Consider the following 23561-nt stretch of genomic DNA (forward strand, 5'->3'; position numbering starts at 1 on the left):
TGATAAAAAGATGAGCAACAGAAGAATTTGGTTAAAACAAATTGGTCTAGGAACTATTGGACTTGGACTTTATCCTTTTGAAACATTTGCCAACGGCAGTGCCGAACCTATAATACCCGCTACAGATCATTCACCTATATTACTGCGCTCTAACGAGAACCCTTATGGTCCATCGCCAAAAGCCCGGGAAGCAATGGCCAAAAGCATCAGTATCAGTAATCGATACGGCTGGAATCTTTCACCGGAATTAATTTCACTTCTTGCGAAAAAGAATACTGTTTCAGAAACCAACATTCTTCTTGGTGCCGGTTCAACCGAAATTTTAGATTTAATACTTCAATATACCGCATTGCAAAAAGGCAATTTCGTAATCGCCGAAACTACCTTTGATTATTGGACAGCCCCTGCTGAAAAACTAGGCATAAAAAAAATCACAGTTCCTTTAACCAAAGACAAAAAACACGATTTATCTGCGATGCTAAAAGCCATTGATTCCGACACCAAAATGGTTTACATCTGCAATCCGAACAACCCCACTGGAACGTTATGCCAAAGAGAAGAGCTAGTCTCTTTCATCAAAGAAGCAACTCAAAAAACAATCGTTTTTGTAGATGAAGCGTACATCGATTTTACAAACGAGCAATCGTTAAGCGATCTAGTGATCACCAATAAAAACCTGATTATTACCAAAACTTTCTCCAAAATGTATGGTCTGGCGGGTGCCCGAATTGGTTATGCTCTCGCACATACTGCAATGATTGAGGAATTAAGCATTTTGAAATCGTCTCCAAACTTATCGCTCAGCGTTGTCTCTATTGCCGCAGCGATTGCTTCCCTAAACGATGAAAGTTTCATTCGCCAGGTACGCGCCTCCAACGAAGAGGTTAAAAAATATACCATAACACAACTGAATCTACTAAATTTAACCTGCATCCCTTCACATTCTAATTTTATTTACTTCTCTTTAGAAAATTACAAAAAGGACTTTTTCCAACAATTGAAAGACCACAACATATCAGGAACAAGAATTTACGAAGAAAACGGCAAATGGACCCGAATTACCATAGGCACCATGAAAGAAATGCAGCGATTTATTCAAGCCCTAAAATAAGATGCGGAGAAAAACATGAAATCCTGCCCTTGTCCCTAATTAATAATGGTTATTTTTTAGAAATCCAATGCAACTAAATTATAATCCTTACTTTTGGAGTCAGAATTAATACTTCAAAAAAGCCTTTTATTTATGGAAATTCAATCTAATTTTTCTCTAAAAAACTACAATACTTTTGGCATCGAAGCCAAAGCCAGACAATTTGTTGCCGTACATACGGTTGCTGAACTGAAAACCATTTTAGAAGAAAACAAAGACGAACAAAAATTTATTTTAGGCGGAGGAAGCAACATGCTTTTAACGAAAGACATCGATGCTCTGGTCATTCATATTGATTTAAAAGGAAAAAAAATCATTAAGGAAGACGATGATTTTGTCTGGGTTGAAAGTCAGGCTGGCGAAACCTGGCACGACTTTGTTCTTTGGACGATCGACAATAATTTTGGAGGTTTAGAAAACATGTCCCTGATTCCCGGAAATGTAGGAACCACACCGGTACAGAATATCGGTGCTTACGGAACGGAGATCAAAGATACTTTTGTTTCGTGCGAAGCAATCAATATTGCCACTCAGGAAATAAAAACGTTCACCAATGCCGACTGCAAATTTGGCTACAGAGAAAGCATCTTCAAAAATGAGGTAAAAGACCAATATATCATTACCTCAGTCATCTATAAACTAACAAAACGCAATCATAAAATCAACATTTCGTACGGAGATATTACCGCCGAACTGGCTAAAAAAAGCATCACTGTTCCTACTTTAAAAGAGGTCAGTAATGCTGTAATTGCCATCAGACAAAGTAAATTACCGGATCCGAAAGAATTGGGAAACAGTGGAAGTTTCTTCAAAAATCCGATTTTATTAAAATCTGATTTCGAAAGAATACACCAAAAATTCCCGGAAATGAAATATTACGAAGTTTCGGAAACTGAAGTAAAAGTCCCGGCTGGCTGGCTTATCGAACAGGCCGGTTTTAAAGGAAAACGTTTTGGTGATGCCGGAATTCACAAAAATCAGGCACTGGTTTTAGTCAATTATGGCAATGCTACAGGACAAGAAATTCTAGCGGTTTCCAAAGATGTACAGAAAACTGTTTTTGATACTTTTGGAATTCAGATTGAAGCGGAAGTTAATGTAATTTAGAAGTTAGATCTTTAGATTATTAGATTTTTTTGACTAACTGGAAAATTAGGAAATTTTAAACCTCTGAACCTTTGTTCCTTTGAACCTAAAAAAGAAAAAGAATGTACACACCCGACTTATATAAAAATGAAGATCCGGAATCGATCCGGGCTTTTTTGAAAGAAAACAGCTTCGGAATCCTGATCAATCAGACACACGGAAAATTATGTGCAACGCATATTCCGATAGAACTTGAAGTGAATTTGGATGGAAAAGAAATTTTACAGGGACATCTTTCCAAACTCAATCCGCAAGCAGAAGGTTTTGCCGAAAACGATCAGGTACTGGCTGTTTTTACAGGTCCGCACAGTTACATATCATCGTCCTGGTACGACCATGAAAATGTTCCAACATGGAATTATATAGCTGTACATGTTTATGGCCGAATCAAAATTGTCGACGAAGCTACTTCGATAGAACAGCTTAAAAAATTAGTCGACAAGTACGAAGCGAATTCAGAGAATCCGGTTCGGGTTGAAAATTTATCTGCCAAAACTATGAGGGAAGCCAGAGGTATTTTTGGCTTCGAAATCGAAATCGACGAAATTCAGGCTACCAGGAAACTATCCCAGAACAGGGACGATCACAATTATAAAAACATTATTTCAGAGTTAGAAAAAACCGAAAACCCTCAGGCTATTGCTGTTGCAAAAGAAATGGCAAAATGCCGAAAGTAAATCCGTTTTCGGCATTGAAAATTAGGATTTGATGAGTACATTTGCACTCGCAAGATTCAGAAATTAAAAGACATTAAAATCAGATGCTTATAACTTTATTTTACTTCTTTATTGCTATCGTTTTCATTCAGATTTTCTATTACTTAGGGATTTTTGGAAAGTTCGCTTTCGGCAAACCTCAGGAAATAACTCCAAAGAAAATTCCGGTATCTGTTATTGTCTGCGCAAAAAATGAAGAAGAAAATGTAAAAAAGTTCATCCCCCTTCTTGCGGAACAAAACTACCCTGACTTTGAAATTGTTTTAATTGATGATGCCTCAAGTGACGAAACTTTAGAGGTTTTTGAAGAATTCGAACAACAGTACAGCAATATCCGTCTGGTAAAAGTGCAAAACAATGAAGCTTTCTGGGGAAATAAAAAATATGCATTAACTTTAGGAATCAAGGCTTCAAAAAAAGACTACTTACTTTTTACCGATGCAGATTGTTATCCAACCTCAACAGAATGGATCACTGCCATGACTTCAAGATTCACCATGAACAAAACAATTGTTTTAGGTTATGGCGGTTACGAAAAAGTGGAACGTTCCCTATTAAACAAAATTATACGTTATGAAACCGTTTTAACGGCTGTTCAATATTTCTCATGGGCCAAACTAGGGCTTCCTTACATGGGTGTCGGACGAAACTTAGCCTATAAAAAGGATGAATTTTTTAATGTAAACGGCTTTATCGAGCACATCCAGATTCGTTCAGGCGATGATGATTTATTTATCAATCAGGCTGCAACTAAAAACAACACTACCATTGCTTACAACCCTGAAAGTTTCACTTACTCCAAACCAAAGGAAACTTACAGAGAATGGTTCACTCAAAAAAGAAGACATGTTTCTACAGCAGAACATTACAAATTTTTTGATAAAATGCAATTGGGGCTATTTTTCACTTCACAATTATTTTTCTTTTTATCAGCAATTGTATTGTTAGCATTTCAGTTTCAGTGGATCGCTGTATTGGCTATTTTAGCAACACGTTACACTGTTGCATGGATTGTTATAGGATTTTCTGCGGGTAAATTAAAAGAAAATGATCTGAAAGTTTGGTTTCCTGTTGTTGAAATCATCCTTATATTCACGCAAATTAATATCTTTATAACTAATATCTTTTCAAAACCGGTATATTGGAAATAAATTCTAAAATAGAAAAAGCTAAAAAAGGCGATCAGATCGCCTTTACTTTTTTATTAGATTATTTCTGGAATGAAGTGTACAGCTTTATGTTAAAGCGTACCGAAAACGAAACCATCGCCGAAGATATTACGATCGAAACCTTCTCTAAAGCTTTCGACAAAATAGCCAGTTACAATTCTGAATTTCAATTCAACACCTGGTTAATTGCTATAGCAAAAAACGTTTATATTGATTTGTTACGTAAAAAGAAAACCGGTCTTTTTATAGAAATCACAGACAACGAAGACCAACAGGCCTACAATATTGCCGACCCTACTCCTTCTGCCGAAGATGCTCTAATTAAAGAACAAAATCTTTCGCGCCTGCTGCAATGCATCAAAGAATTAAAACCTCACTACCAGGAAGTCATCCAGCTTCGTTATTTTCAGGAAATGACTTATCAGGAAATAGCGCTGAAAATCAACGAACCTTTGAGCAATGTCAAAGTAAAATTACTTCGCGCTAAAAAATTACTAGCAGAAATCATCGAACGCAACAGATAATTTATTATCTTTAGGTAAAGAATAAAATATTCACGTATTTTTTCTTAAAAAACCTATTTATCCACATACTAAAACAACAACATCTCCGTTGTTAGCTAAAACCAAAACCGTACTGCCTATGATTTAACGTTACCTAACCTTAAAATCCAAAAATCATGACTAAATCAAACATCTACGAAACCAATTGGACCGATCTTGTTTTCGAAAACAAGAACAAAGAGTACGGCGCTTATCAATTACGCCAGGAGAGTTCAAAAAACACAGTTACAGCTTTATTTATGGGATTGCTATTATTGGCAGGTCTGGGAAGTGCGTCGGTGTTGATTAATAAGTTTGGAACACATGGCCCCGTAGAAACAGGTCCAACTGTTCTTACTGACCCCATAACACCCGTAGATCTAACTCCGATTCAGGTAAAACCTGAACCACCGGCACCGCCTGTAGCGCCTCAGCAAACCGCAGCTGCGTCACCCGTTACCAGTTCACAATTGGTAAATCCTGTTGTAACAGCCGCAACTCAGGCCACACCCGATGTTATTGCACCAAACACAGACAATCATCCTGTTGTTGACAATGCAAACACCGGAACAGGAACTGCAGTAAATGCATTACCGGCAACTGGCGGTGGTGTTGAAACTACAGTAGCTTCAACAGGAGAAAGCAAAGACCCTGTTAATGTAGCTATCTTAGACAAACTACCTGAATTTCCGGGAGGAATGACTAAGTTTTATACTTATGTAGGAAACAATTTCAACAGACCGGAACTGGATGCTGAAAAAACCCTAAGAGTGTATGTATCTTTTGTAATTGAAAAAGACGGCTCCATTACAGACATCATGGTAAAAAATGATCCGGGATACGGAATCGGAAAAGAGGCCATCAGGGTATTAAAATCATTAAAAACAAAATGGAGCCCGGGTATTTTAAACGGAAAACCTGTTCGAACTGCCTATAACCTTCCAATCACAATAAAAACAGAATAACAAAACAATAAAAAACAAAAAAGCAGAACTTAGGTTCTGCTTTTTTATTTCATTAAGCACCAGTCCATTCTTAATTAAATCCCGATACAGTAAAAAAATTAACAAAATAAATTACTTTTACTGCTCCTTAGGAGAAAAATCAAATCTATTAAAATTAAAAACTAAAAAATGGGAATATTTTCAGCTATTCTAGGTAATGCCGGCTCTGTTAGCCAGGAGGAGTTATTAAAAAAATACGGACAGCTTTTAACAGACAGAGAAGAAATCGAAATGGGTTTTAAACTACTCCGCGATACTTTTATCTTTACGAACAAAAGATTAATTCTGGTTGATGTACAAGGATTAACAGGAAGTAAAACTGAATACAAATCTATTGCTTACAAAAGCATTACACGTTTCAGTGTAGAAACAGCAGGAACTTTTGATTTGGATGCAGAATTAAAAATCTGGGTTGCAAGCGAATTACAGCCAAGCATTGTAAAACAATTTAACAAATCAGTAAATGTGTACGACGTACAAAAAGTACTGGCATTTCACGTTTTAGGCTAAACTCTATACAACAAACCCGACAGGTTTCAAAAACCTGTCGGGTTTGATATAAATTTAAAATAAAATTATTTTTTCTTTTTAGCAGGAGCTTTCTTGGCAGGAGTTCCTTTTTTAGCCGGAGCAGTATTTACAATTTTCTGCTGTACATACGGTTTATACAAACCATCTTTCTCCGCTCTTTTCTTAGCATCTTCAGCTCTTTGTTTTGAATCCGGATGTGAACTCATCATCTGATCGATAAAAGAAGCTTCATTACCTTCACTCATTTTGGCCAAAATTCTAAATGCCGATTCTTCAGCATTTACATTATAACCATTCTTCTTTAAAAATTCATAAGAAAATAAATCTGCCTCTGCTTCTTGCTTACGGCTAAACTTATTATCAATAATAGCGCTACCTATTTTACCCAACTGGCTATCGGTAACACTTGCGATCGTAGCGGATTGAGAAGCAGCCCCTTCTAACAAAGCTTCTTTTCTGTAAGCCGCTTTAATGGCATCTCTTGAATCCTGATTGGCTACGTGACCAATTTCATGACCAATTACTGCCAGCAATTCATTGTCGTCCATAATATCCATCAATCCTGAATATACACGCACGCTTCCATCAGCAGTTGCAAAAGCGTTAACTTCTTTTAATTTATAAACTTTATAATTCAAAGTATATCCGTCACCGGCTGTATGCTTTCCAAAAACCCTGTTCAGTCTTAAAGTATACGGATCATTCGCAGCTGCAACCTGATTTTCGGCATCCATTTTATCAACAGCAGCTTTTGATAAAGCAGCAGCATCAGCATTACTGAAAGTAAAACTACTAACTCCCTTTTGAACAGCTCCCAATGCTTTTTCACCAAAATTAATCTGCGCATTTATTTTAGTAAAACCAAAAGCGGCAAACAAAACTCCCAATACTATAAATTTCTTTTTCATGTTCTATAATGATTACAATTTAACAACAAATGTAGTACAAACTCAATTCCTTTTGAATTGCATTTTGACTAATTTTTTAACAAATAAAGGTATAAATTTTAAATGAGTAAAAATGAGCAGTCAAACAAAATCCTCACTCTTACTCCAATTGACAGACAAAAAAGAAGCATTTTAATCAGCATCAATGCTTTAAAAATAAAATTTTAACACACTCACATGATTATTACCAAAAGTGCGTTATAAAAACTCCAGGCCTTTTCAATACCAAATTAAATCTTAAACGAATCTCCAAATAAACTACATTCCGTATCTTTGTACTTTGAATTTTGATATATGGAAACAGTCATTGAAAATATACCAACAGGGAAACCTAAATGGTTAAAGGTTAAACTTCCTATTGGACAAAAATACACTGAACTTCGTGGTTTGGTTGATAAGTATAGTTTAAACACTATTTGTACTTCGGGAAGCTGCCCAAATATGGGAGAATGCTGGGGTGAAGGTACCGCTACTTTTATGATTTTGGGGAATGTATGTACCCGTTCCTGTGGTTTCTGCGGTGTAAAAACCGGACGTCCTGAAACGGTAGATTGGGATGAACCTGAAAAAGTAGCCCGTTCTATAAAAATCATGAACATTAAACATGCTGTAATTACAAGTGTAGACCGAGACGATTTAAAAGACGGCGGTTCTATTATTTGGATTGAAACGGTAAAAGCAATCCGAAGAATGAATCCGAATACGACTCTTGAAACTTTAATTCCGGATTTTCAGGGAATCGAAAGAAATATAGATCGTATTGTCGAGGCCAATCCTGAAGTAGTTTCACACAATGTTGAGACTGTTCGTCGTTTGACCCGTGAAGTACGTATTCAGGCAAAATACGATCGTAGTCTGGAAGTTTTACGTTACCTGAAAGAAAAAGGAATCAACAGAACCAAATCCGGAATCATGCTTGGACTTGGAGAAACTGAAGAAGAAGTTTTTCAAACGATGACCGATTTACGAAATGCAAATGTGGATGTGGTTACTATTGGACAATACCTTCAACCAAGTAAAAAACATTTGCCTGTAAAAGAATTTATAACGCCTGAACAATTCGCCCGATATGAAAAATTTGGTCTTGAATTAGGTTTCCGTCATGTAGAAAGCGGACCACTGGTTCGTTCTTCTTACAAAGCACAAAAACACATTTTATAAAAAGGTTTAACTGTTTAACCGTTCTATTTGTTTAATCGAGAAAATCGTTTGACCACTAAATGTTTATTGGCAGATGCGATTAAACAACTAAACGAATAAACGATTTAACAAACAATCGAAAAGCTTGAAAACAAGAATTGCTATAAATGGTTTTGGAAGAATAGGCCGAAATTTATTTCGCTTACTTTTAAACCATCCTGACATTGAAGTAATTGCCATTAATGACATTGCTGACAACAAAACCATGTCGCATTTGATAAAATACGACAGTATTCACGGAGTCTTACCTTTTAAAGTCAGTCATGACGAGGAAGGAATCATTGTTGACGGGAAACATTTTTTCTTTTTTCATGAAAAAAGTATTTCTAATCTGGATTGGAAAAGCCATAAGATCGATTTTGTAATTGAATCAACAGGAAAGTTTAAAACATACGAAGAACTAAACGCCCATATCGAAGCCGGAGCAAAAAAGGTAATCCTTTCTGCTCCATCAGAAGTTGACACCATCAAAACAGTAGTTCTAGGAGTTAACGAAGGTATTCTTGACGGAAGCGAAAACATTGTTTCGAATGCAAGCTGTACGACAAACAATGCGGCTCCGATGATAAAAATCATCGATGAATTGTGTGGAATTGAGCAGGCTTACATCACAACTATACACTCTTACACCACTGACCAAAGTCTTCATGACCAGCCACATAAGGACTTACGTCGTGCGAGAGGCGCAAGCCAGTCAATTGTTCCAACAACTACAGGTGCAGCTAAGGCATTAACAAAAATTTTCCCTAACTTGCATCATAAAATTGGAGGATGTGGAATTCGTGTTCCTGTTCCCGATGGTTCATTAACAGACATAACGTTTAATGTAAAACGTGCTGTTACGATTGAAGAAATAAATAAAGCATTTGAAGAATCCTCAAAAACAAATTTAAAAGGAATACTGGATTACACAGAAGATCCAATTGTTTCTGTTGATGTAATTGGCAACACACATTCGTGTTTGTTTGATGCTCAATTAACTTCGGTTATTGACAAAATGGTAAAGGTTGTGGGTTGGTACGATAACGAAATTGGATACTCATCAAGATTGATCGATTTAATTTTACTAATAAGAAAAACCTAAGATTCATTGTAAAAGCATTGCCATACATGAAACATTATCTTTTTATTGTTGTTTGTCTATTAAATTCGTTTTTGTACTCTCAATCTAAAAAGAGTACGGATAGCATTTCCTATTATAACAGATTAACGGACACCAATCTCAACAATAAAAAATACGAAAAGGCAATTTATTACACCGAAAAGTCAATTGAATTTTGCGAGGCGAACAATAAATTAGAAAACCTGGCCAATCAGACTTTTAAGCTGGGAAAAATTTATTATCATCAGAAAAATTACGCAGAAGCTCTAAAAAACTTCCACAAAAGTGTTGCTTTATTTGAAAACACAAAGCCAACCTGCACAAAAGTTTTGGCATTGCACTATATTGGTTTAACCAATACTACAAAAAGCGATTACAAAACTGCAGCAATCTACTACAGAAAAGCGGAAGAGCTTTTAAATCAGTTAAAGATTAAGGATCATGCCGAAATACTAAGCTATCAAAAAGCAATAGCTTTAAAAACCGCTAAAAACCTGCCTTTAGCCGCTGAAACTTTTTACAAAATAACACAACGGCCGGACAATACTGAAATCATAAAAACCAAAACCGATTCGTATTATCAACTAGGCTTAATCGAGACACAGCTGAAACGAAATGATTCGGCTATAGGTTATTTTGAAAAGGCTTTAAATTATAATGCCAAAACAAATAATCTCGTCCAAAAATCAAAAATTGTTCTGGCAATCAGTCAGTATTACAGACAAAATAAAAAATTTGATCTTGCTTACTCGTACCTGGAAGAACATTATCAGCTGGAAAATTACATCTTAAAGCTAAAAAATACTCAAACGGATCACGATGAATTCGAAAAATTCAAGAAGAACGAATCCTTAAAAGCCAGTATTAAAAAGGAAAGTGAAGAGAAAATTCAGTTAAAAACCTACCGATATTCTAAACTGGTAAGTATTCTGGCCATTGCCCTTATCTCCATTTTATCTCTTTTGAGTTTAGCATTGTACAAAAACAACATTATCCGAAATCAGAATAATCTACTATTAAGAGAGAAAAACAAAGAACTCATTCTCGCCAAAAATAAAGCTGAAAAGGCATCTAAAGCCCGATCTGAGTTTTTGTCAACCGTAAGTCATGAACTGCGGACTCCCTTAAATGCCATTAACGGAATTACTCATTTGTTACTGGAAGACAATCCTAAGAAAAAACAATTAAAATATTTAGAGTCTTTGAAATTCTCAGGAAATTACCTGACTACTTTTATCAACGAGATTCTGGAAATTAATAAAATTGATTCGACAAAGGTCGAAATAGAAAACATAAGCTTTAACCTGAAAGAACTTCTTTTTAACATTCAGAGTTCTTTAAAAGAATTGGCTACCGCCAACAAAAACTACTTTAACCTTGAAATAGACGAAGCTATTCCGGATAATATAATTGGTGACCCTACAAAACTGTCCCAAATCATCCTGAATTTAATCAACAACGCTTTAAAATTTACTCAAAACGGACATGTCAATGTAATTGCAAAATTATACGAACTGGGAGAAGACAACACAACCATTTACTTCGAGATTGTAGACACCGGAATTGGCATCCCGGAAGATAAGCTTCAGACTGTTTTTGAAAGTTTTTCACAGGGATCTATAGAAGTAAACAGAAAATATGGCGGAACCGGCCTTGGACTTACGATTGTCAAAAAACTAATTGAGCTTCTGGGTGGAGAAATCAGACTAAAAAGCGAAGTTGGAAAGGGTTCAACTTTTACATTCAAACTAAATTTTAAGATCAATAAAGAACAATTGAAAACGATTGAAGAAATAAAGCCATACAGCGACGTACAATTAAACAACAAATCAATTCTGTTGATTGAGGACAACAAAATCAATCAAATGATTACTCGAAAAATGCTTGAAAATAAAAACATCAGCTGCGAAATCATCGACAATGGTGAAGATGCAGTTGAGCTTTTAAAAGTAAAACGTTTTGACATGATCCTCATGGATGTCCATTTACCGGGAATCAACGGAACAACGGCTACAAAACTTATAAGAGAATTTGACAAAACCACTCCGATTATTGCTCTTACAGCTATTTCACTAGACGAAAACAGAGACATGCTGTTGTCTTACGGAATGAACGATGTGATTACAAAACCATTTGTTCCGGACGAATTCTACAGTATTATAGCTCGATTTTTCTAAGGCTCTAAGAGATGCTAAGACGCTAAGGTTCTAAGTTTTTTTGTAGGTACTGCAGAATTGCAGTGTCAAAATTTTGACTGCTATTGATGAATGTACTTTTTATCGGCAGATAGTACAATTGTGAAATCAATTTAGAATCTTTTAATCGAACATAGTCTTTTTCTGTAGTAATGATTTTTCTATTACCGGCTTTGTCCAGAATATTGAACACATCTGCATCGGAAAAATGATGGTGATCGGGAAAAGTCAAACAGTCATCTTTTTCATTTTTCAAGTAATCAAAAAATGGTGTGGGTTTTGCGATACCGGCTAAAAGTAATTTTGATTCTGATTTAATATCTTTTACCGCAAGCTGCTCTTTTTCACTATAAATAAAATCATCATAGTCAATAAAAGTAAAATACAGCTGCTGAGAGCTCTTTAACTTCAATTTCGACCTAATTTCTTCCTGCCTTCCCTCAGACAGTTCTTTTGGACATTTTGTTATAATTACAATGTTTGCACGATTTGCTCCGCTTCGGCTCTCACGCAGATTTCCGGTAGGCAGCATAAAATCATCCGCATACAAATCATCATAAGAACTAAGCAGAATATAAAATCCGGCTCTCACTTTTCGGTGCTGGTAGGCATCATCTAACAAAATCACTTCGGGTTTTTCTTTTTGCGAAAGCAATTGTGTAATTCCGTTTCTTCTGTTCGCATCAACAGCCACCTGAATATTGGGAAACTTTTGATAAAACTGAAACGGTTCATCGCCTAAAATTTCGGCATTAGAATTGTCACTCGCTAATACATACCCTTCTGATTTTCTTTTGTACCCCCTGCTTAAAGTAGCAACTTTATATTTCTGAGATAACAATCGGATAAGATATTCTATTTGTGGCGTTTTACCTGTTCCGCCAACACTAAGATTTCCAACCGCAATAACCGGCACATCAAATGAAGTTGATTTCAGAATTCCCTTATCGAAAAGAAAATTTCTCACTGCAGTGACACATCCGTATAAAATCGCAAACGGAAAAAGTATTTTTCTAAGTACATTCATTCTACGAAAGTATAATATTTTTCGTTAATTTGTTTCAAGTTTACACCACAAGACAGGACTTAAAACCTGAAATAAAACTAAAAAATGAAAATCAAAGAAATATTAGCTGTTCTTGAAGAAATGGCTCCTTTGGCTTATGCCGAAGATTTTGACAATGTCGGGCTCTTAGTGGGTGATACCGAGACAGAAAGTACCGGAGTTTTGGTTTGCCACGATGCATTAGAAACTGTAATTGAAGAAGCGATTGCCAAAAACTGTAATCTGGTAGTTTGCTTTCATCCTATTTTATTCTCGGGGATAAAAAAAATAACCGGTAAAAACTATGTGGAGCGTGCCATTTTAAAAGCGATCAAAAACGACATCGCTATTTATGCCGTTCATACTGCATTAGACAACCATTCTCAGGGAGTTAATAAAATATTCTGCGATGCTTTAGGCTTAATCAATACTAAAGTTTTAATACCAAAACAAAGCTTCATTCAAAAGTTGGTTACCTATACTACCCCTGATAATTCAGAAAAAGTTCGCAATGCCATGTTTCAGGCCGGCGCAGGTACGATTGGAAATTATGACAACTGCAGTTTTAATACCGAAGGCTTTTTTACTTTTCAGGGAAATGAAAACAGTAATCCTGTAATTGGTGAAAGAGGAAAACTACATACCGGAACCGAAATCAAAATCGAAGTTATATTTGAAAAACATTTACAGTCTAAAGTTCTAAAAGCTTTATTTGCCAGTCATATTTACGAAGAAGTAGCTTACGAAATTTACGATCTGAAAAATTCTCATCAGAATATTGGTTTGGGAATGATTGGCGAATTTGAAACGGAAATGGATGAAAAAGACTTTTTGCATTCCGTTAAAGACAAAATGATTGCAGACGGAATTCGCCATTCTGCCTTTTTAGGAAAAAAAATAAAGAAAGTCGCTGTTTTAGGAGGCTCAGGAAGTTTTGCCATAAAAAATGCTATTCAGGCGGGAGCAGATGCTTTTTTAACTGCCGATTTAAAATACCACCAATTTTACGAAGCAGAAAACCGACTTCTTTTAGCCGATATTGGTCATTTTGAGAGCGAACGATATACAAAAAACTATATTGTTGATTATCTTCGAAAAAAAATCCTTAATTTTGCCATCATTTTATCAGAAGAAAATACAAATCCAGTTAAGTACTTATAGAATATGGCGAATACGAAAGAATTAAGTGTTGAGGACAAGTTAAGAGCAATATATGATTTACAGCTTATTGACTCCCGAATTGACGAAATCAGAAACGTAAGAGGAGAACTTCCTTTAGAAGTTGAAGATTTAGAAGATGAAGTTGCTGGTTTAAGCACACGTTCAGAGAAACTGAAAGGAGAACTTGAAGTGATTGAAGAGCAAATCAAAGGGAAGAAAATTGCCATTGATGAGCACAAAGAAGTGATTAAAAAATACACGAAACAACAAGAATCAGTTCGTAATAACAGAGAATTTAATTCTTTGACTAAAGAGGTTGAATTTCAGGAATTAGAAATTCAATTGGCTGAAAAGCAAATCAAAGAAATGAAAGCTTCTATCGAACATAAAAAAGAAGTTATTTCTAATTTAAAAGAAAAACTTGACGCAAAAAGTTCGCATTTAAAACATAAAAAATCTGAACTGGATGCGATTATGGCTGAAACTCAAAAAGAAGAAATCTTCTTATCTGAGAAATCTGCTGAATATGCTTCACAAATCGAAGAGCGTTTATTAGCTGCTTACAACAGAATCAGAAGCAGTGTTCGTAATGGTTTAGCAGTAGTATCTATCGAAAGAGGAGCTTCAGCAGGATCATTCTTTACAATTCCTCCACAAACCCAGGTGGAAATTGCTTCAAGAAAGAAAATCATCACTGATGAGCACTCTGGAAGAATTTTAGTTGACAGCGCATTAGCTGAAGAAGAAAAAGAAAAAATGGAACAATTGTTCTCTAAATTCTAAATAACTGTCCCGATCTGATCGGGACTTTTTTTGCATCTAAACGATATTTTTTTCGCCACGAATTACACAAATTTCGCTAATTTCTATTTTGATACAGTAAAGAATAAAAATTCGCGCTAAATTTGTGTAATTCGTGGCGATTTTTTTTCAGATCGATTCCCGAATGTTATTTTTATCATTAAATTATTTGTTTTGGGAATTAAAAAAGGAATCCGTTTTATCACTTTAAAATCGGTTGGATCTTATATTAACTTTTTGAGCTATGTTCGTCCGCAAAAAGCGATGGAACTTTCTTATGCACTTTTTAGCCAGCCCAGAATTGGAAGACTAAAGAAAGAAGCACTGCCCAAAGTATTAAGAAATACAGAAACAGAGGTCTTCCATCATAACGAACATCATTTTCAAACGTATATCTGGAAAGGTAACGAAACCAAAATACTGCTTGTTCACGGTTGGGAAAGCAATGCCTCCCGCTGGAAAAAAACCTTGCCGCACCTTCAAAAATCAGGCAGTACCATTATCGCAATTGATGCTCCGGCACACGGGCAAAGCAGCGGTAAAGAATTTAACGTTCCTCTGTATGCTGAATTTATCAATAAAGCGGTCGAAAAATACCAGCCTGCCATTATTATTGGTCATTCCATAGGCGGCGCAGCATGTGTCTATCATCAGTATTTGTTTCCTAACACCAGCATCAACAAAATGGTCATTTTGGGAGCTCCCTCTGACCTAAAAACATTAATTGACAATTATATCTCAATGTTAAGTCTGAACACCAAAATGTTTTCACTTTTGGAAAGTAAATTTATGAATCGTTTCAATTTTAAGCTGGAAGATTTTTCAGGACAGCGATTTGCCTCGGAGTTTAATGTTTCGGGGTTAATTGTACATGACACTTCAGACAAAATTGTTGCTTTTGAAGAAGGCAAAAAAATCGCCAGCAACTGGAAAAACAGTCAGTTTATTGAGACTAAAGGTTTAGGTCACGGAATGCATGACGATGAATTGTATCAAAAGATTATTGATTTTTTGTTTGCTTCTTAAAAAAGGTTCTAAGATTCTAAGGTACTAAGGCTCTAAAACTAGAATCTAAAAATCTGACCATCTAATAATCTAAAAATCCAAAAAAATGATCGCTGTAATTTTTGAAGTAATTCCAAACGAAGGAAAAAAAGAAGAGTATCTGTCTATTGCCGCAAGTTTACGACCTGAATTGGACAAGATAGAAGGTTTTATATCCATCGAACGTTTTCAGAGTTTAAATGATCCCGAGAAAGTTTTGTCATTGTCATTTTGGAAGGACGAAGAAAGCATTCTGCAATGGAGAAATCTGGAAATGCATCGCCACGCACAAGCCAAGGGACGCAAAGAAATTTTTAAAGATTATCACTTACGAATTGCCGCCGTAGTTCGGGATTACGGAATGTTTGACCGCGAAGAAACACCTAAAGACAGTTCGGATTTTCATGACAAATGAAGATGCACAGGTTCAGAGGAGCAAAGGTTCAAAGTTTTTCCTAAGCGACTAAGACAGTGAGATTCTAAGGCTCTAAGGTTAAAATCTAACATTCTAATAATCTAATAATCCAACAATCTAAGAAGTCCAAATTTTGACTACTTTTGCACTATGGAAGAGAATTTAAAACGTCTGAATAAATTTATAGGAGAAACAGGATATTGTTCTCGTCGTGAAGCCGATAAACTTATTGAAGAAGGACGCGTAACAATAAATGGTGCTGTACCGGAAATGGGAACAAAAGTTTCACCGGATGATGAAGTACGCATTGACGGAAAGCTGATTGTAGAGAAAAAAGAAAAAATGGTTTATTTAGCATTCAACAAACCTGTTGGGATTGAATGCACAACCAATCTCGAGGTTCGAAACAATATTGTAGATTATATCAATTATCCTAAACGTATTTTCCCGATTGGGCGTTTGGACAAAGCAAGTGAAGGATTGATTTTTATGACTAATGACGGTGATATTGTCAACAAGATTCTACGCGCACGAAACAACCACGAAAAAGAATATACTGTTACGGTTAACAAACCTATTACAGATCGTTTTATACAGCGAATGGGAAATGGTGTTCCAATTTTGGACACGGTTACCCGAAAATGTAAAGTAGAACAAATCAGTAAATACACTTTCAAAATTATTCTGACACAAGGTCTCAACCGTCAGATTCGTAGAATGTGTGAATATTTAGGATACGATGTAACTGCTTTAAAACGTATCCGAATCATCAATATTTCACTCGATGTTCCGGTGGGGCGTTATCGTGATTTAACGGATGCTGAAATTAAAGAATTAAATCATTTGATCGCACCGTCCAGTAAAACAGAGGAAGCCAGTCTCCCAAAAGAGGAAGCTCCAAAGCGAAGAACCGAATTTATTTCGAAACACGATCCCCGATTTAAGAAAAGAGGAGACTATTAAAATATCCGCGTAAAAAAATCCCTTTCGACAAAACGAAAGGGATTTTCTTTAGAGTGAGAAATTGTATTTTTTATCAAAACCATCTTCTTCTTTTAAACAAAAACACTCCGAATGATGATAGGATAACTGACACTAAAAGAAGAATCCAGATACCATATTTACTTTCTTCCAGACCATTCGGTACATTCATTCCATATAAACTCGCAATTAAAGTAGGAATCATCAAAATAATAGAAATAGAAGTCATTTGCTTCATAATATTATTCATGTTATTAGAAATTACCGAAGCATAAGCATCCATCATACCCGTCAGGATATTGCTGTAAATATTTGCCGTATCCTGTGCCTGACTTAACTCAATATCAACATCTTCCAGCAAATCCGGATCAAAATGCTCTCTTTGAGCTTTTAGATTTTTGATTCTGTGAAATAAAACATCATTCCCTTTTAAGGAAGTAATAAAAAACACCAGACATTTTTCGATCTGTAAAAGCGCCTGTAGTTCTTCGTTCTTGATCGATTTCTCCAGGTTGTCTTCGGCCAGTTTTATCTTTTGATTGATTTGTTTTAAATATTTCAGATACCAGACACTTGACGATAGAAGCAATCTCATCACTAAATCGAAATTATCTTTGATGACTATATTTTTTCGTCTTGTGTATTGTAGAAAATCGGATATGATCTCAGTTTCGTAAAAACTAATCGTCACGCAAACATCATCTTTAAAAATCAGACCTAAGGGAATGGTTTGAAAAGGAAGTTTAACATCGTTACTTTTTATGGGAACCCTCATGATAAACAAAGTCCAGCCGTCTTCAGACTCCATACGGGGTCTTTCGTCAATATCCTCAATATCATTATAAAAGGCTTCAGGAATCTGAAGTTCTTCCAGTAAGTATTTTTTTTCTGTTTCTGAAGGAGATTCAATGCTGATCCAGCAGTTTGGAGTCCATTCTTGTATCTCGATTAGTCCGTTGTTGTTTTTGTAAAAGGCTTTCATTTCAAAATTGCAGGTGTTTAGCGCAGCATTTTGAAAATTCAAAAGCCGCTTAATTAAATACTAACGAATAATAATCGTCCATTGGAGAAGTTTTTTTTAGTGCTGCAAAAGTATCCTTTATTTTTAAAACGAAAAACTTTAATTTACTAATTAATTATTAAAAAACCGTCCTATGTAAATTCTATAGGACGGTTATTATAAATATTTATTACTTTTTCCCTACAAATTCGTAATAAAGTGCTTTCGACAGAAAAGTATCTGCCTTATGATCTTCTATATTAATTTCTTGCAAATTACCATATCCTTCACCATCAATTTTTATTGTTGAAAAATAAGCATCACGGCTTTCATCATTAAAATTCAAACTGCTTAAAAATCTCGGCTCAACTCCTTTATTTACCGACACATTATAGTTTGTAATTAGATTTCCCCAATTTACAAAGCTGCATAAGAGTATCACTGCATAAAAACACCAAACCATTTGGTTAAACAGATAAGCATTTGTTTTTTGTCTGGTAATTTTTAAGAAAGTAAAAATCAAACCAATTATCGCTAAAATTAGAAAAGCATAAACCCCCAATCTTTTGTAGGTTAATCCGAAGAACGACACATATTCCGAGTTTTTAATAATCGTACTCACGATTAAAACACCATTTAAAACAATCCATACCTTAGCCAACTTTTTAAGACGAGCTGCTTTTTTATCAAAATTAAATCCTCCTTTAAAATAAAACAGAATCACTCCAACTGCCATAATAATTGAAAAGATTACGGCATTCACTCTTTCGTGAGTAGCTGAGCTGAGTTTAGAAGCCTCGACAGCTTCAAAAAATTGTTCATAATTGTAGGTGATGATAAAAATCAAGAGCATGAAATTTAATAAGACTAATGTAATTTCCCCACTTTTTCTTTCAAAATCCAGATCTAAAAACGAAAATGTCTTCTGATTTTTAATATCAGTTACATTATCAAACTCATTGTCTAGAAGTTTATTTTTCTCATAACACACCTCAGGAACCCAATAATTCCAGAAACTAAATGAAATGTAAAACCCTAAAACCCCAATTAGAAGTACTTCAAAAATATCAAGATCTAAAGTATAGTCCGTTAATAGAGAAGAGAAATGTTCGCTTCCAAAGGAATAAGCTGTAAAAAATACCACCAGGAAAATTAATGGGATAATAACGTATGCAACTAGTTTCTTGGCAAAATTGTTATGAATTTTCCTTTCCGGAAGCCATTGGCTGAACATAAACACACGTCCTAACGTGGTGAAAGCGTTTAAAAACACAAGCGGAAAAATCTGAAGTATTTTTAGTTCCGGGTCCTGTATTCTAAAATGCAAGAACAAAATGGACATGGAAAGTGCCAAAAATGAAGGAAAATCTCCATACCAGGCAAAAGCTATACACGACAAAACCGAGGTAACCACCAAAATCAAATGAGATCGATCGGTAAACTTATCCTGAAAAAAATAACAGATCAGTCCGACTAACAATAGTCCAAAAATGGCGAGGTTCACTCCCATTGATTCATGGTAAAAAAGCAGGATAAAAATCAAACTGCAGGCTGGGATAACTTGGTGTTTTTTCATTGTTGTTGAATTTATTATTAGAAGTTAAATAGATTGTTGCCATTCTATAATGGCGTTTTTTTTGTTATTAAATTTTAAAAGTACTTTGTATTTCAAAGTTATTAAGCAAAAAAATATAGTTACTACGATTTCATTAATTTTTCGAGAAAAGAAAGGTGTTCTTTAAAAGCCGCACGTCCTCTGGGAGTTACCTGGTAAGATGTTTTAGGTTTCTTGCCTACAAATTCTTTTTTTACTTCAATATACTCCGCTTTTTCAAGAGCCGAGGAATGACTTGCCAGATTTCCGTCTGTAATATTCAACAGATTTTTCATCTCAGTAAAATCCACCCACTCGTTGACCATCAAAATGGACATAATACCCAATCTGACACGGCTTTCAAAATCTTTATTTAATTTATCAATAATTCCCATCGAATGGATTATTTATATTTTTTGAACATTATTAATCCGTACAAGATATGCAAAATACCAAATCCAATGATCCAAAAAATCAAACCGTATCCAATTAAAAAAAGAGAAATAAACCCTAAAACTAACTCGCAAAAGCCTAAATATTTAATATCCGAATAGGTATACTTTTCAGCGTTTATCAAAGCTAGTCCATAAAAAATTAAGGTAGCCGGCGCAATTAAACCATAAACTTCATGATAAATTAGTGCCAGACAAAATATACCTCCGGCCAATAATGGAATGGTTAAATTAAAAAGCATGTTTTTAGTTGCCGATGTCCAAATCGGTAAATCATACTTTCTGCTTTTTCGAACAGTAAAAAGTAAACCAAACGTAAAAGCTACCGCCAAAATAATTAAACCTGTCAACACTAACTCTGAAACTAAATTAGCAGAATATTGTTGTCCATAATCTCCACCAAAATACTCGAGACCGTTTGCTTTAAACAATTGGTAAACATATAGTCCTCCAATCAAAGCCGAAAGGCCCGCAAATACCCCTGAGAGTCCGCTTAACGATATAAATCTTGAAGAACGCTCCATCATGGAACGAATATGAGCTAAATCTTCTTGGTGCTTCTGATTCATAATTAAAGTACTTTGAAGTACAAAGTTAAATATTAATTTGAATTGACAAGCTAATTTTTAGTAAAATTTCGCAGAGATGCACGGAGATGACGCAGAGATACAAGAAGATCTTTGTATTGCTCTGTGAAGCTTTGTGCAAACTCTTTGTATCTTCGTGAAACAAAAAAAAATCCAAATCCCAAATCCCAATTTGAATCTTGGAATTTGGAACTTGGAATTTAAACTTTCTCTTATTTATTTTTACTTCCCGGCGCTTCGCATTTTACGTGCCAAAAGTGTATTCTTAAGCAGCATCGCAATGGTCATTGGCCCTACTCCACCAGGAACCGGTGTAATAAATGATGATTTTTTACTTACTCCGTCAAAATCAACGTCTCCTGTAATTACATATCCTTTTGGGTGTGAAGCATCTTCAACTCTTGTAATTCCAACATCAATTACCACTACTCCATCTTTCACCATGTCTGCTTTTAAGTAATTTGGCACTCCCAATGCTGTGATAATAATATCAGCACTTCTGGTATACTCCTCGATATTTTGGGTTCTGCTATGCGTTAGAGTTACTGTAGAATCTCCCGGATTTCCTTTACGGCTCATTAAAAGACTCATTGGTCGGCCCACGATATGACTTCTGCCAATAACAACAGTATGTTTTCCTGCAGTTTCAATATTGTAACGCTCTAACAACTGCATGATTCCAAATGGTGTTGCAGGAATAAAGCTGTCCATCTCTAAAGCCATTTTTCCAAAATTCGCAGGATGAAATCCATCAACATCTTTGTCAGGATCAATAGCCATTAGAATCTTTTGTTCGCTGATGTGTTTTGGCAAAGGCAACTGCACAATAAATCCGTCCAGATTATCGTCTTCGTTCAGTTCTTTAATTTTTGCCAGCAGTTCTGTTTCTGTAATTGTTTCAGGTAAACTCACCAAAGTCGAGTCAAAGCCAATTTGCTGGCAAGATCTTACTTTACTCCCTACGTAAGTTAAGCTTGCTCCATCAGTCCCAACGATTACTGCTGCCAAATGAGGTACTTTTCCTCCGGCATCTTTTATCGATTGAACTTCGGCTGCAATTTCGTTTTTAATGTCTTCAGCTGTTTTTTTACCGTCTAGTAGTTGCATTGTTTTGTTTAAAGTTAAATGTTCTAAGTTAAAAGTGAGAAGTTAAGTTTCTCTTATATCAATTTAATTAAAAAATTTAAGGTCTAAAATTCCAGCATATCGCTTGAAACTTTAAACCTTAAACTTTTATTTTTATCTCGGCATTCCGCCTGGCATTCCTTTCATTCCGCCCATCATCTTCATCAGATTTTTTCCGCCCGGACCCTGCATCATCTTCATCATCTTACTCATTTGGTCAAACTGCTTCATTAACTGATTTACCTGCTCGACTTTGGTTCCGGAACCTTTAGCGATTCTGGCTTTTCTTTTCACGTCGATTATGGAAGGCTTACTTCTTTCTATCGGCGTCATCGAGTGGATGATCGCCTCAATATGTTTAAAAGCATCATCTTCTATCTCTACGTCTTTCATGGCTTTTGAAGCACCAGGTATCATTCCAACCAGGTCTTTCATGTTACCCATTTTCTTTACTTGCTGAATTTGTGTAAGGAAGTCGTCGAAACCAAATTCGTTTTTAGCAATTTTCTTTTGAAGTTTTCTGGCTTCTTCTTCATCAAACTGCTCCTGCGCTCTTTCTACAAGCGACACAACGTCACCCATACCTAAGATACGTTCGGCCATACGATCCGGATAGAAAACATCAATTGCTTCCATCTTCTCACCTGTACCCACAAATTTGATTGGTTTGTTTACAACCGATTTAATCGAAATTGCAGCTCCACCACGTGTATCACCATCTAATTTTGTTAAAATAACACCATCAAAATTCAGGATGTCATTGAAGGCTTTTGCTGTATTTACAGCATCCTGTCCTGTCATAGAATCTACAACGAACAACGTTTCCTGAGGCTGAATTGCTTTATGAACACGAGCAATTTCGTCCATCATTTCCTGATCTACTGCTAAACGACCGGCCGTATCGACAATTACTACGTTATAACCATTTGCTTTTGCATGTTTGATTGCGTTTTGAGCAATTTCAACAGGATTTTTATTTTCAGGCTCTGAGTAAACCTCAACACCTATTTGATCTCCCACAACATGTAACTGATTGATCGCCGCAGGACGGTAGATATCACACGCTACTAAAAGTGGTTTTTTGTTTTTCTTTGTCTTTAAGAAATTAGCCAGCTTCCCAGAGAAGGTTGTTTTTCCTGACCCCTGAAGTCCTGACATTAAAATAACTGAAGGATTTCCGGAAAGATTAACACCGGCAACATCACCACCCATCAATTCGGTAAGTTCGTCTTTTACTAACTTCACCAGTAATTGTCCCGGTTGAAGCGTTGTTAAAACGTCCTGACCAATTGCTTTTTCTTTTACTTTAGTGGTAAAATCTTTAGCAATTTTAAAGTTAACATCGGCATCAAGTAAAGCACGACGAACTTCTTTTAAAGTATCGGCAACGTTTACTTCTGTAATTTTACCGTGTCCTTTTAATATATGGAAGGCTTTATCTAACTTATCACTTAAATTATCAAACATACTTTTTTCTTTATTTGAAGTGCAAAGATAATCTAATTAGGCATTTCAGGCAATTTTTATTTAACCACATTTAATTTTGATTTTACCGCAAAGTGCACAAAGTATTACGCAAAGTACGCTATGTTTATTTTGTTCAAAAAATCGCAAAGAAAAAAATTGAAGCCACAGATTAAAAGTATTTTGTTTC

The 23561-nt window shown here is 35.5% G+C and carries 23 protein-coding genes; 15 read left to right on the forward strand and 8 right to left on the reverse strand.

Annotated features, from left to right (window positions below; all coding sequences use genetic code 11):
• The first annotated feature begins 10 nt into the window (after positions 1–10).
• The 7 genes from hisC to ACAM30_RS04360 all read left to right on the forward strand — a co-directional run bounded on the left by hisC (position 11) and on the right by ACAM30_RS04360 (position 6237).
• Entirely contained in the window at positions 11–1111 is a 1101-nt protein-coding gene (hisC, locus tag ACAM30_RS04330) for a histidinol-phosphate transaminase (protein ID WP_369617390.1), read from the forward strand.
• 132 nt (positions 1112–1243) lie between these two features.
• Positions 1244–2257, forward strand: coding sequence for a UDP-N-acetylmuramate dehydrogenase (gene murB / locus ACAM30_RS04335; RefSeq protein WP_369617391.1), 1014 nt, complete (start codon positions 1244–1246; stop codon positions 2255–2257).
• Positions 2258–2358: 101 nt separating this feature from the next.
• A complete protein-coding gene (locus ACAM30_RS04340; RefSeq protein ID WP_369617392.1) occupies positions 2359–2973 on the forward strand; it encodes an FMN-binding negative transcriptional regulator in 615 nt (204 codons plus the stop codon).
• An 83-nt stretch (positions 2974–3056) separates the two neighbouring features.
• Positions 3057–4163 carry a glycosyltransferase gene (locus ACAM30_RS04345; protein WP_369617393.1) on the forward strand — a complete coding sequence of 369 codons (1107 nt, stop codon included), beginning with the start codon at positions 3057–3059 and terminating at the stop codon, positions 4161–4163.
• The gene (locus tag ACAM30_RS04350) at positions 4154–4705 is read left to right on the forward strand and encodes an RNA polymerase sigma factor (protein WP_369617394.1); all 552 of its coding nucleotides are present in this window, start codon (positions 4154–4156) and stop codon (positions 4703–4705) included. Before ACAM30_RS04345 ends, ACAM30_RS04350 begins: the two co-directional genes overlap by 10 nt.
• Positions 4706–4860: 155 nt before the next feature.
• Positions 4861–5688, forward strand: a complete 828-nt coding sequence (locus ACAM30_RS04355) for an energy transducer TonB (RefSeq protein WP_369617395.1) — start codon at positions 4861–4863, stop codon at positions 5686–5688.
• A gap of 168 nt (positions 5689–5856) precedes the next feature.
• Positions 5857–6237, forward strand: a complete 381-nt coding sequence (locus ACAM30_RS04360) for a PH domain-containing protein (RefSeq protein WP_070907786.1) — start codon at positions 5857–5859, stop codon at positions 6235–6237.
• Positions 6238–6302: 65 nt separating this feature from the next.
• On the opposite strand, the gene ACAM30_RS04365 is transcribed toward ACAM30_RS04360, so the two are convergent.
• The gene (locus tag ACAM30_RS04365) at positions 6303–7166 is read right to left on the reverse strand and encodes a M48 family metalloprotease (protein ID WP_369617396.1); all 864 of its coding nucleotides are present in this window, start codon (positions 7164–7166) and stop codon (positions 6303–6305) included.
• Positions 7167–7499: 333 nt separating this feature from the next.
• On the opposite strand from ACAM30_RS04365, the gene lipA reads away from it, so the two are divergent.
• The 3 genes from lipA to ACAM30_RS04380 all read left to right on the forward strand — a co-directional run bounded on the left by lipA (position 7500) and on the right by ACAM30_RS04380 (position 11684).
• A complete protein-coding gene (gene lipA, locus ACAM30_RS04370) occupies positions 7500–8366 on the forward strand; it encodes a lipoyl synthase (RefSeq protein WP_369617397.1) in 867 nt (288 codons plus the stop codon).
• Positions 8367–8490: 124 nt separating this feature from the next.
• On the forward strand, positions 8491–9489 hold the full coding sequence (gene gap / locus ACAM30_RS04375; protein WP_369617398.1) for a type I glyceraldehyde-3-phosphate dehydrogenase: 999 nt from the start codon (positions 8491–8493) through the stop codon (positions 9487–9489).
• 26 nt (positions 9490–9515) lie between these two features.
• A complete protein-coding gene (locus ACAM30_RS04380; RefSeq protein ID WP_369617399.1) occupies positions 9516–11684 on the forward strand; it encodes an ATP-binding protein in 2169 nt (722 codons plus the stop codon).
• Between the two features lie 22 nt (positions 11685–11706).
• Here the strand turns inward: ACAM30_RS04380 and lpxK are convergent, their stop codons facing one another.
• Entirely contained in the window at positions 11707–12729 is a 1023-nt protein-coding gene (gene lpxK / locus ACAM30_RS04385; protein WP_369617400.1) for a tetraacyldisaccharide 4'-kinase, read from the reverse strand.
• Between the two features lie 84 nt (positions 12730–12813).
• On the opposite strand from lpxK, the gene ACAM30_RS04390 reads away from it, so the two are divergent.
• The 5 genes from ACAM30_RS04390 (at position 12814) to rluF (ending at position 17131) form a co-directional block, all read left to right on the forward strand.
• A complete protein-coding gene (locus ACAM30_RS04390; RefSeq protein WP_369617401.1) occupies positions 12814–13908 on the forward strand; it encodes a Nif3-like dinuclear metal center hexameric protein in 1095 nt (364 codons plus the stop codon).
• Positions 13909–13911: 3 nt separating this feature from the next.
• Positions 13912–14691, forward strand: a complete 780-nt coding sequence (locus ACAM30_RS04395) for a zinc ribbon domain-containing protein (RefSeq protein WP_369617402.1) — start codon at positions 13912–13914, stop codon at positions 14689–14691.
• 192 nt (positions 14692–14883) lie between these two features.
• Positions 14884–15735, forward strand: coding sequence for an alpha/beta fold hydrolase (locus ACAM30_RS04400; protein WP_369617403.1), 852 nt, complete (start codon positions 14884–14886; stop codon positions 15733–15735).
• Between the two features lie 85 nt (positions 15736–15820).
• Positions 15821–16168: an antibiotic biosynthesis monooxygenase gene (locus tag ACAM30_RS04405; protein ID WP_369617404.1), complete on the forward strand. Its 348-nt coding sequence runs from the start codon at positions 15821–15823 to the stop codon at positions 16166–16168.
• Positions 16169–16318: 150 nt separating this feature from the next.
• Positions 16319–17131, forward strand: a complete 813-nt coding sequence (gene rluF, locus ACAM30_RS04410) for a 23S rRNA pseudouridine(2604) synthase RluF (RefSeq protein ID WP_369617405.1) — start codon at positions 16319–16321, stop codon at positions 17129–17131.
• 73 nt (positions 17132–17204) lie between these two features.
• Here the strand turns inward: rluF and ACAM30_RS04415 are convergent, their stop codons facing one another.
• The 6 genes from ACAM30_RS04415 to ffh form a co-directional block, all read right to left on the reverse strand.
• The gene (locus tag ACAM30_RS04415) at positions 17205–18131 is read right to left on the reverse strand and encodes a magnesium transporter CorA family protein (protein ID WP_369617406.1); all 927 of its coding nucleotides are present in this window, start codon (positions 18129–18131) and stop codon (positions 17205–17207) included.
• A 208-nt stretch (positions 18132–18339) separates the two neighbouring features.
• A complete protein-coding gene (locus ACAM30_RS04420; RefSeq protein WP_369617407.1) occupies positions 18340–19725 on the reverse strand; it encodes a DUF4173 domain-containing protein in 1386 nt (461 codons plus the stop codon).
• 122 nt (positions 19726–19847) lie between these two features.
• Positions 19848–20138 carry a transcriptional regulator gene (locus ACAM30_RS04425; protein ID WP_017494879.1) on the reverse strand — a complete coding sequence of 97 codons (291 nt, stop codon included), beginning with the start codon at positions 20136–20138 and terminating at the stop codon, positions 19848–19850.
• Positions 20139–20146: 8 nt separating this feature from the next.
• The gene (locus tag ACAM30_RS04430; protein WP_369617408.1) at positions 20147–20764 is read right to left on the reverse strand and encodes a hypothetical protein; all 618 of its coding nucleotides are present in this window, start codon (positions 20762–20764) and stop codon (positions 20147–20149) included.
• Positions 20765–21004: 240 nt separating this feature from the next.
• Entirely contained in the window at positions 21005–21889 is an 885-nt protein-coding gene (locus ACAM30_RS04435; RefSeq protein ID WP_369617409.1) for a bifunctional 5,10-methylenetetrahydrofolate dehydrogenase/5,10-methenyltetrahydrofolate cyclohydrolase, read from the reverse strand.
• Positions 21890–22021: 132 nt separating this feature from the next.
• Positions 22022–23374, reverse strand: coding sequence for a signal recognition particle protein (gene ffh, locus ACAM30_RS04440; protein WP_369617410.1), 1353 nt, complete (start codon positions 23372–23374; stop codon positions 22022–22024).
• Positions 23375–23561 lie beyond the last annotated feature (187 nt).

The organism is Flavobacterium sp. CFS9 (assembly GCF_041154745.1).
In the GTDB taxonomy this organism is placed as follows: Bacteria; Bacteroidota; Bacteroidia; order Flavobacteriales; family Flavobacteriaceae; genus Flavobacterium.